Here is a 9,409-nt window from a genome sequence, read left to right as displayed (position 1 = left end):
TTGAATAAATAGATTTTATGCTGGCAGCCCAGCGAAACGACGGATCCTCGCAACGTAAAATCATGCAGTTAGGCCTCATGAGAAAAGTGTACACCTGAGATGACAAGCATTTTCAACCAAAACTGGCATGGAGAAACAGCATGATTACCTATTATTCAACAAAGCCGCGCTGGTGAGCAAGGACGCTGCTTTGCCGTAGTGGCGGGTGAAGTGCGAGCACTTTCGCAACGGAGCTCCTAGGCCGCCAAGGACATTGCCGCGTTAATCAATGAATCCGTGGAGCGCACCGGCGTGGGCAGTAAGTTGGTGGCGGAGGCCGGACAATCCATGGAGAGCATCGTCAATTCGGTCGCTCGGGTAAACGATATTATGGAAGAGATTTCGTCAGCCTCGGAAGAGCAGAGCCGCTGCATTGTACAGATCTCACGCGCCATTACGGAACTGGACAGCACCACGCAGCAAAATGCCACGCTGGTTAGCGCGTCGTCCTCAAGTGCTAACACGTTGGAAGAACAAGCTATTGTGTTGACGCAACTGATGGCAACCTTCCGGCTTGGCGATACGCAAACGGCGCCACCGTCGCGGCTGGCGCGTCCTTCAACCCATGCTCTGCCAGCAAAAGCGCCGGTTGCAGGCAATGCGCAGGATTGGACCCACTTCTGACGCTGACTTGACTGCCGCGGGTAAACACCGCGGCAGTCAACAAAGACATGATGGAATCACTTACCAGGGCATGGTCATGGGATCGGGGTATTGGTACTCAAACCCCAGTTCACGGCAGATACGCTGCCCGTCAATGATCCGCCCGCCTTGCTCACTCTCGGCGTTAAATTGCGGAGGTACAACGCCGAGACGATGCGCCTGTTCAATGTAAAACGCACGCTTGCTGGGATGCTGTGGCGCGCAGAGATTATAGCGATGGCCCCCCGCAGGCAGTTGTAACAAGAGCTCAATCGCAGCAATCACGTCATCGCGATGCACCAGGTTAACGCCGACATCCCCATCGGGAAGATTGGTTTTCCCCGATAAAAAGCGTCCGGGGTGTCGATTGGGTCCCACCAGTCCAGCCAGTCGTAGAATATCCACTGAGGTATTGGGCAAGGCGTGCAACCATTGTTCTAACTGTACCAGAACATATCCCGCTGCCGTTTCCGGATGCAACGCAGAGGACTCACGCATCGTCCCTGCACCTTTTCCATACACCGAATTCGAACTGTTAAACAGGATGCGCGGAACGCCGTGCGCCAACGCACTGTTCACCAATTGTTGAACGGCCAGCAGATAGTTCTCTCCCCCCTGCGCCGTGCGACTGGCGGGGAGCGTGATCACTAAAGCATCGACATTCAATACGCTGTCGAGATCGTCGGTATCACACACCAAATCAGGCGTTAAGTGCAACGCATAGCAGGCAATCCCACTCATGCGCGCCGCTTCCACACCGTCAGCCGTGGTTTTCGTCCCCGTTACCCGGTAGCCACGCGCATTGAGCGCTAATGCTAACGGCATGCCTAGCCACCCTAATCCTACGATTGACACCTTTTTCATCGACATCACTCCCGGCTGTCTGAGGTTACCTTCTATTCTACTCTCGAATTGCCGCCTCGTATCCTACAAGACAACTTTTCGCTTACTCTTCCCACGGCGCGACTAGGAAAAATGCAGCGTTGCGTAAAACCCTAGCATCGTTCTAACCCGCACCATTCACTGGCAGATTATCCTATTTAATCCGTTAACCGCCGACGATAATGTGACTATTTATCATTGCAGTTACAAAATTCGCTTGTGCTTTTCCGTAAATAAATGGCGCGACGCTGCGCGTAACAAAAAAATGTTGCACAACGACAGTGAGATGATTTAGCTTTATTGGCAATGCAATTAGTGCTGTTTATTTAAGAGGATTTTTTATGTTACGCGTTCTGTCAAATCACCATCATCCTGATTAGTCTTTCAGGCAGTTGGTGCTGGAAGACGTTCGGATCTTCCAGTGGCGCAGAACCTAAAGAGAGCCCTCGGAAGATCATCTTCCGAGGGTTTTTTTATGGCCCAATGATGAACAAAAATTGGTGGTTAGCAGCGCATCCATTTTGACAGGTAAAAGAGGTTTCCATGCTGGATAAAACACGTTTACGCATTGCAATGCAAAAATCAGGCAGACTGAGCGATGATTCCCGGGAATTGCTGGCGCGCTGCGGTATTAAAATTAATTTACAGCAGCAGCGTTTAATCGCGTTTGCAGAAAATATGCCTATCGATATCCTGCGTGTGCGTGATGACGATATCCCTGGTCTGGTAATGGACGGTGTGGTCGATCTTGGCATCATCGGTGAAAACGTGCTGGAAGAAGAGTTGCTCAACCGCCGGTCGCAGGGGGAAGACCCGCGTTATTTTATGCTGCGTCGCCTCGATTTTGGCGCTTGCCGCCTGTCACTGGCCATGCCGCTGGATGAAGACTACACTGGCCCACAGTGCCTTGATAACAAACGTATCGCCACCTCTTACCCACACCTTCTGAAAAAATACTTCGACAAACAAGGGATCAATTTTAAATCCTGCCTGTTAAACGGTTCAGTGGAAGTGGCGCCGCGCGCCGGGTTGTCCGATGCCATTTGCGATCTGGTGTCTACCGGTGCCACGCTGGAAGCAAACGGTCTGCGCGAAGTCGACGTTATCTACCGCTCCAAAGCCTGCCTGATTCAACGTGACTGCGAGATGCACGCCGAGAAACAGCAGTTGATCGATAAACTGCTGACCCGTATGCAAGGCGTCATTCAGGCGCGCGAATCGAAATACATCATGCTGCACGCCCCGAGTGAGCGTCTTGATGAAGTTATTGCCCTGCTGCCTGGCGCTGAACGTCCGACTATCCTGCCGCTGGCGAGCGAACAAAGTCGCGTTGCCATGCACATGGTCAGTAGCGAAACCCTGTTCTGGGAAACGATGGAACGTCTCAAGACGCTAGGTGCCAGTTCCATTCTGGTGCTGCCTATCGAGAAGATGATGGAGTAACCGCCATGACCAGCCGCAATTTCGATACGCTTATTGAGTGGGAACAGTGCACTGAACAAGAGCGCCAGCAGTTGCTGACACGCCGTGCCATTTCTGCCTCCGCTCGCATCACTCGCAGCGTGAACGAGATTCTCTATCGGGTAAAAACCGAAGGCGACAGCGCACTGCTTGCGTTGAGCGCCCAGTTTGACAAGGTTGACGTGGAGAGCGTTCGCATTACGCCTGAGCAAATTTCTGCCGCTGCCGCGCGACTGGGCACGGACATCAAACAGGCAATGGCAATCGCCGTCAGTAATATTGAGACCTTCCACAACGCGCAGCGTTTACCGCCCGTCGATGTGGAAACCCAACCGGGCGTACGCTGCCAACAAGTAACACGCCCTATTGACAGCGTCGGCCTGTATATTCCCGGCGGCTCCGCACCGCTGTTCTCCACGGTGCTGATGCTGGCAACCCCTGCGCACATTGCCGGATGCCGCCGTGTGATTCTCTGTTCGCCACCGCCGATTGCCGATGAAATTCTGTATGCCGCCCAACTGTGCGGTGTACAGGAAATATTCCAATTGGGTGGGGCACAGGCCATCGCTGCGATGGCGTTTGGCACCGAGAGCGTTCCCCGCGTTGCCAAGATTTTTGGCCCTGGCAATGCTTATGTGACCGAAGCCAAACGCCAGGTGAGCCAGCGTCTGGATGGCGCAGCCATTGATATGCCTGCCGGGCCTTCCGAAGTGTTGGTGATCGCCGACAGCGGCGCCACCCCAGCGTTTGTGGCTTCCGATCTGTTATCGCAGGCAGAGCACGGCCCGGACTCCCAAGTGATTCTGGTCACGCCGGATGCCGCATTGGCCCGCGCCGTCGCGCAGGCAGTGCAACAGCAGTTAGCCCAGCTACCGCGTGCAGAGATCGCACGTCAGGCGCTGGACAGCAGCCGCGCCATTGTGGCGCGCGATTTAGCACAGTGCGTTGACATCAGCAATCAGTACGGCCCTGAGCACTTGATCATTCAAACCCGCGACCCCGAAGCGCTGGTTGCACACATCACTAGCGCAGGCTCTGTGTTCCTTGGTGACTGGTCACCGGAATCCGCAGGGGATTACGCCTCTGGCACCAACCACGTACTGCCGACCTATGGCTATACCGCCACCTACTCCAGTCTTGGGCTGGCGGATTTCCAGAAACGGATGACCGTTCAACAGGTAACACCGCAAGGTTTTCTGCGTCTGGCCCCTACTATTGAGGTATTGGCTCAGGCGGAACAACTGGTCGCCCACAAGAATGCCGTCACACTGCGCGTCGCTGCCCTGAAAGAGAAGGAGTCCCAATGAGCATTGAACAACTGGCACGTGCTAATGTACGCACGCTTACGACGTATCAGTCGGCACGCCGCTTGGGCGGCAAAGGTGATGTGTGGCTCAATGCCAACGAATATTTCCAGGCACAGGAATTCCAGCTCACAGCACAGACGTTGAACCGTTATCCTGAATGCCAGCCACCTGTTGTCATTGAGCGCTATGCTGCCTACGCAGGCGTGAAGCCTGAACAGGTACTGGTCAGTCGCGGCGCTGACGAAGGGATCGAACTGCTAATCCGTGCTTTTTGCGAACCTGGTCAAGATGCCGTGCTTTATTGCCCCCCCACCTACGGCATGTATGGCGTCAGTGCGGAAACCCTGGGCGTTGAACGCCGTACGGTGCCCAGCAAATCAAATTGGCAGCTCTACTTGCCCGCTATTGCAGACAATCTCAATAACGTAAAACTGATTTACGTGTGTAGCCCCAACAATCCAACCGGCAATGTCCTTGACGCAGACGATCTGCGCGAGCTGTTGGCATTGGCTGTGGGCAAAGCGTTGGTGGTGGTGGATGAAGCCTATATCGAATTCAACCCTGGCTCCACGGTTGCAGGCTGGCTGGCAGACTATCCGCATCTTGTGGTGCTGCGTACCCTTTCCAAAGCGTTTGCGCTGGCAGGGTTGCGTTGCGGTTTTACTCTGGCGAATGAGCCCGTGATCGCGCTGTTGCTGAAGGTCATCGCACCTTACCCGCTTTCAACGCCAGTGGCGGATATCGCCGCGCAAGCGCTGGATGAGGCAGTGATCGGTACGATGCGTGAACGCGTCGCAGAGATTGCTGAAAACCGCGCCTGGTTGATGGCCGCGCTGGCACCGTTACCTTGTGTGGAACAGGTGTTCGACAGCGCCAGCAACTACATATTGGTACGTTTCGCTGCCGCCAGTAATGTCTTCAAAACACTGTGGGATCAGGGCATTATTTTACGCGATCAGAACAAACAGCCCGGCCTTTTCGGATGCCTGCGCATAACTATCGGCAGCCGTGGCGAATGCCAGCAGGTGATTGCCGCACTGCGCACCTTATCTGGCACTAACGAGTAATCTTCAGGAGCAGACATGGGACAGAAATTTCTTTTTATTGACCGCGACGGTACGCTGATTGCCGAGCCGCCGCAAGACTTCCAGGTTGACCATTTAGATAAACTGGCGCTGGAGCCTGCCGTCATCCCTTGCCTGCTGAGCTTGCAGAAAGCCGGTTTCAAGCTGGTGATGATCACCAATCAAGACGGGCTTGGCACACCCAGTTTCCCGAAAGAAACGTTCGATCCGCCGCACCAGTTGATGATGCAGATTCTTACCTCGCAGTGTATTGAATTCGAAGAGGTGCTGATTTGTCCGCATCTTCCTGCTGATAACTGTGCGTGTCGCAAACCTAAGACCGCGCTGGTGGATGCCTTTTTGCAACAGAACCCGATGGACAGCGCCAACAGTTACGTGATTGGCGATCGCGAAACGGACGTGCAGTTGGCACAAAACATGGGGATCACCGGATTACGCTATCAGCGTGATGGACTTGACTGGCAGACCATCACCGACAAGCTCACCCAGCGCAACCGCCATGCACTGGTGAATCGCGTGACGCGGGAAACCGCCATTAATGTCGAAGTGTGGCTGGATCAGGAAGGTTGCAGCAAGATCCACACCTGCGTCGGTTTCTTCGACCACATGATCGACCAGATTGCCACCCACGGTGGGTTCCGTATGAACATCGATGTGAAAGGCGATCTTTACATCGACGATCACCACACGGTGGAAGACACTGGTCTCGCTTTGGGCGAAGCACTTAACAAAGCGCTGGGCGACAAGCGTGGCATCGGTCGTTTTGGCTTTGTGCTGCCGATGGATGAGTGTCTGGCACGCTGCGCGCTGGATATTTCCGGACGTCCACATTTGGAATATAAAGCCGAATTCAACTACCAGCGCGTAGGCGATTTAAGCACGGAAATGGTCGAGCATTTCTTCCGCTCGCTCTCCTATGCCATGGGATGCACGCTGCATTTGAGAACCAAAGGCCGTAACGATCACCATCGCGTAGAAAGCCTGTTCAAAGTGTTTGGCCGCACGCTGCGCCAAGCCATTCGTGTGGAGGGTGATACCTTGCCCAGTTCAAAAGGGGTGCTGTGATGAACGTGGTGATTCTCGACACGGGTTGCGCCAACCTCGCCTCCGTCACCTATGCGGTGCGTCGACTGGGCTATGACCCGGTGGTGAGCCGCGATCCTGAGGTGGTGCTACGCGCCGACAAACTATTTCTACCCGGTGTCGGCACCGCACAGGCCGCCATGGACCAACTTACCGCCCGTGACTTGATTCCGCTGATCAAGGCCTGCACCCAACCAGTGCTCGGTATCTGTCTCGGCATGCAACTGCTTGGCTCTGCCAGCGATGAAAATGGTGGGATTGATACGTTGAATATCATTCCCGCCGCGGTAAAAAAAATGCAGGGTCGCGGCCTGCCGCTACCACACATGGGCTGGAATCAGGTCACACCGCAGGCAGGACACCGTCTGTTCCAACGCATTGATGAGGGTGCCTACTTCTACTTTGTGCACGGCTATGCCATGCCGGTATGTGCCAACACCATCGCACAAGCAGAGTATGGTGAAGCCTTCACCGCCGCAGTGCAGAAGGACAACTTCTACGGCGTGCAATTTCACCCAGAACGCTCTGGGGCCGCCGGCGCTCAGTTGCTGAAAAACTTTCTGGAGATGTAATCAGCGTGATTATCCCCGCACTCGATCTTATCGACGGACAGGTGGTTCGTCTTCATCAGGGTGACTATGGTCAGCAACGCCAGTATGGCAGTGATCCCCTCCCCCGTTTACAAGCCTGTCAGCAACAGGGCGCTGAAGTGTTACATCTGGTGGATTTGACCGGCGCAAAAGATCCCGCGGCACGCCAGATTCCGTTACTGAAAACCCTGTTAGCTGGCGTGAGTGTGCCAGTACAGGTGGGTGGCGGTATCCGTACCGAGCAAGATGTCGTTGCATTGCTAGAAGCCGGAGCGACCCGCGTCGTGATTTGCTCTACCGCCGTTAAACAGCCAGAGTTGGTACAGGCGTGGTTTACCCGTTATGGTGCTGATGCGTTGGTACTTGCGCTGGATGTGCGCATTGATAATGCAGGAGTCAAGCAGGTTGCAATCAGTGGCTGGCAGGAAAATTCCTGTGTCACGCTGGAGCAAGTCATCGAGCAATATCAGCCATTTGGTCTGAAACACGTGCTGTGTACCGACATTTCCCGTGACGGCACGCTGAGCGGTTCCAACGTAGAACTCTATCGCGCGGTATGCCAACGCTATCCACAGATTGCGTTCCAGGCTTCTGGCGGCATTGGCGGGTTGCAGGATATCGCCAATCTGCGTGGCAGCGGTGTGAAAGGCGTGATCGTCGGACGAGCGCTGCTCGAAGGCAAATTCAATGTAACGGAGGCTATCGCATGCTGGCAAAACGGATAATTCCCTGTCTCGATGTGCGTGACGGTCAGGTGGTAAAAGGGGTGCAATTCCGCAACCATGAAATCATCGGCGATATCGTTCCGCTAGCACAGCGTTATGCTCAGGAAGGCGCAGACGAACTGGTCTTTTACGATATCACCGCATCGTCTGACGGACGTGTGGTCGACAAAAGCTGGGTATCCCGCGTGACAGAAGTGATTGATATCCCCTTCTGCGTTGCCGGTGGCATTAAAAGTGTCGAAGATGCCGGGCAAATCCTCTCGTTCGGAGCTGATAAAATTTCAATCAACTCCCCAGCGCTGGCCGATCCTACCTTGATCACTCGCCTTGCCGATCGTTATGGTGTGCAGTGCATCGTGGTCGGTATCGATACCTGGTATAACAGCGTTACTGGGCGTTATCATGTGAATCAGTATACCGGTGATGAAAGCCGCACCCGTGTTACCCAGTGGGAAACGCTGGATTGGGTGCAGGAAGTGCAACAACGTGGTGCCGGTGAAATTGTGCTGAACATGATGAATCAGGATGGCGTACGTAATGGTTACGATCTGGAACAGCTGAAATTGGTGCGTGAACGCTGTCATGTTCCATTGATCGCCTCTGGCGGGGCCGGTACACCTGAGCACTTTTTACACGCCTTTGAGCATGCTCAGGTGGATGGTGAGCTGGCCGCGTCAGTATTCCATAAGCAAATCATCAATATTGGCGAATTAAAGCAATACCTTAAGCAACAAGGTGTGGAGATTAGAGCGTGTTAAGCCAACAACATAAGGCCCAACTTGATTGTGAAAAAATCGACGGGATGATCCCCGCCATTGTGCAACATGCGGTATCCGGTGAAGTGTTGATGCTGGGGTACATGAATCAGGCAGCGTTGGAAACGACTGAACAGAGCGGCAAGGTCACCTTTTATTCCCGCACTAAGCAGCGGCTGTGGACCAAGGGAGAATCCTCCGGCCACTTCCTTAACGTAGTGAGCATTACACCAGACTGTGATAATGACAGCCTGTTGGTACTAGCGAACCCCATCGGCCCAACCTGCCACCAAGGCACCAACAGCTGTTTTGCCCCGACACAGCACGAGTGGTTATTCTTGCATCAGCTCGAGCAATTGTTAGCGAGCCGTAAACAGGCAGACCCGGCTAGCTCTTATACCGCAAAACTGTATGCCAGTGGCACCAAACGCATTGCGCAGAAAGTCGGCGAAGAAGGGCTGGAGACCGCACTGGCCGCCACCGTACACGATACCGAAGAGTTGACTAATGAAGCCGCCGATTTGATGTATCACCTGCTGGTGTTGTTGCAGGATCAGGAACTGGATCTGGCAACCATTATCGGCCGACTGAAAGCTCGTCATAGCAAATAGTAGTATCACTGCAAGGGAAATTGCGGCCTGGCCCGGAATTTCCGAGCCTGTACACGAGATTGTGTAATTGCCTGATTTTGATATGTTCAATCCAACATCAAAAGCAGGTTACTTTATGGACGAAAAACAGTTACAGGCTCTGGCTAACGAGCTGGCCAAAAATCTCAAAGCCCATGACGATCTCAACCAGTTTGATCGCCTGCTGAAAAAGATCAGCGTTGAAGCTGCC

9 protein-coding genes, 1 pseudogene and 1 other annotated feature are annotated in these 9,409 nt (G+C 54.0%); of the genes and pseudogenes, 9 read left to right on the top strand and 1 reads right to left on the bottom strand.

The features are described from left to right. Positions 1 to 96: 96 nt before the first annotated feature. Positions 97 to 555 (top strand): annotated as a pseudogene (locus QZ506_RS14530) (methyl-accepting chemotaxis protein); the annotation flags it as partial. Positions 556 to 723: 168 nt separating this feature from the next. On the opposite strand, the gene QZ506_RS14525 reads toward QZ506_RS14530, so the two are convergent. Continuing rightward, a complete protein-coding gene (locus tag QZ506_RS14525) occupies positions 724 to 1,545 on the bottom strand; it encodes an SDR family oxidoreductase (protein ID WP_291971992.1) in 822 nt (273 codons plus the stop codon). Between the two features lie 374 nt (positions 1,546 to 1,919). Beyond that, positions 1,920 to 2,040: a sequence feature (His leader region), on the top strand. A gap of 66 nt (positions 2,041 to 2,106) precedes the next feature. Between QZ506_RS14525 and hisG the strand changes: the two genes are divergently transcribed. From hisG to hisIE, 8 genes are read left to right on the top strand one after another with little or no spacing between them, the layout of a single operon-like run. Continuing rightward, entirely contained in the window at positions 2,107 to 3,006 is a 900-nt protein-coding gene (gene hisG, locus QZ506_RS14520; RefSeq protein WP_291971989.1) for an ATP phosphoribosyltransferase, read from the top strand. Positions 3,007 to 3,011: 5 nt separating this feature from the next. Continuing rightward, positions 3,012 to 4,331 carry a histidinol dehydrogenase gene (gene hisD / locus QZ506_RS14515; RefSeq protein WP_291971987.1) on the top strand — a complete coding sequence of 440 codons (1,320 nt, stop codon included), beginning with the start codon at positions 3,012 to 3,014 and terminating at the stop codon, positions 4,329 to 4,331. Continuing rightward, positions 4,328 to 5,398 (top strand): histidinol-phosphate transaminase, encoded by a 1,071-nt coding sequence (hisC, locus tag QZ506_RS14510; protein WP_291971985.1) that lies wholly within the window; start codon positions 4,328 to 4,330, stop codon positions 5,396 to 5,398. The genes hisD and hisC overlap by 4 nt, the downstream gene beginning before the upstream one ends. Positions 5,399 to 5,413: 15 nt before the next feature. After that, entirely contained in the window at positions 5,414 to 6,481 is a 1,068-nt protein-coding gene (gene hisB / locus QZ506_RS14505) for a bifunctional histidinol-phosphatase/imidazoleglycerol-phosphate dehydratase HisB (RefSeq protein WP_291971984.1), read from the top strand. Beyond that, positions 6,481 to 7,071, top strand: a complete 591-nt coding sequence (hisH, locus tag QZ506_RS14500; protein WP_291971982.1) for an imidazole glycerol phosphate synthase subunit HisH — start codon at positions 6,481 to 6,483, stop codon at positions 7,069 to 7,071. The genes hisB and hisH overlap by 1 nt, the downstream gene beginning before the upstream one ends. Positions 7,072 to 7,076: 5 nt before the next feature. Next, positions 7,077 to 7,814 (top strand): 1-(5-phosphoribosyl)-5-[(5-phosphoribosylamino)methylideneamino]imidazole-4-carboxamide isomerase, encoded by a 738-nt coding sequence (gene hisA, locus QZ506_RS14495; RefSeq protein WP_291971980.1) that lies wholly within the window; start codon positions 7,077 to 7,079, stop codon positions 7,812 to 7,814. Then, the gene (gene hisF, locus QZ506_RS14490) at positions 7,796 to 8,572 is read left to right on the top strand and encodes an imidazole glycerol phosphate synthase subunit HisF (RefSeq protein WP_291971978.1); all 777 of its coding nucleotides are present in this window, start codon (positions 7,796 to 7,798) and stop codon (positions 8,570 to 8,572) included. The genes hisA and hisF overlap by 19 nt, the downstream gene beginning before the upstream one ends. Next, positions 8,566 to 9,180: a bifunctional phosphoribosyl-AMP cyclohydrolase/phosphoribosyl-ATP diphosphatase HisIE gene (gene hisIE, locus QZ506_RS14485; RefSeq protein WP_291971976.1), complete on the top strand. Its 615-nt coding sequence runs from the start codon at positions 8,566 to 8,568 to the stop codon at positions 9,178 to 9,180. Before hisF ends, hisIE begins: the two co-directional genes overlap by 7 nt. Positions 9,181 to 9,409 lie beyond the last annotated feature (229 nt).

It is taken from the genome of Candidatus Symbiopectobacterium sp. (assembly GCF_020054415.1).
In the GTDB taxonomy this organism is placed as follows: domain Bacteria; phylum Pseudomonadota; class Gammaproteobacteria; order Enterobacterales; family Enterobacteriaceae; genus Symbiopectobacterium.
This window is presented reverse-complemented; position numbering and strand designations above follow the sequence as displayed.

Bases quoted from the DNA above. Each gene is read 5' to 3' on its own strand.
- QZ506_RS14525 (WP_291971992.1), bottom strand. From the start codon at position 1,545: ATGAAAAAGGTGTCAATCGTAGGATTAGGGTGGCTAGGCATGCCGTTA.
- hisG (WP_291971989.1), top strand. From the start codon at position 2,107: ATGCTGGATAAAACACGTTTACGCATTGCAATGCAAAAATCAGGCAGA.
- hisD (WP_291971987.1), top strand. From the start codon at position 3,012: ATGACCAGCCGCAATTTCGATACGCTTATTGAGTGGGAACAGTGCACT.
- hisC (WP_291971985.1), top strand. From the start codon at position 4,328: ATGAGCATTGAACAACTGGCACGTGCTAATGTACGCACGCTTACGACG.
- hisB (WP_291971984.1), top strand. From the start codon at position 5,414: ATGGGACAGAAATTTCTTTTTATTGACCGCGACGGTACGCTGATTGCC.
- hisH (WP_291971982.1), top strand. From the start codon at position 6,481: ATGAACGTGGTGATTCTCGACACGGGTTGCGCCAACCTCGCCTCCGTC.
- hisF (WP_291971978.1), top strand. From the start codon at position 7,796: ATGCTGGCAAAACGGATAATTCCCTGTCTCGATGTGCGTGACGGTCAG.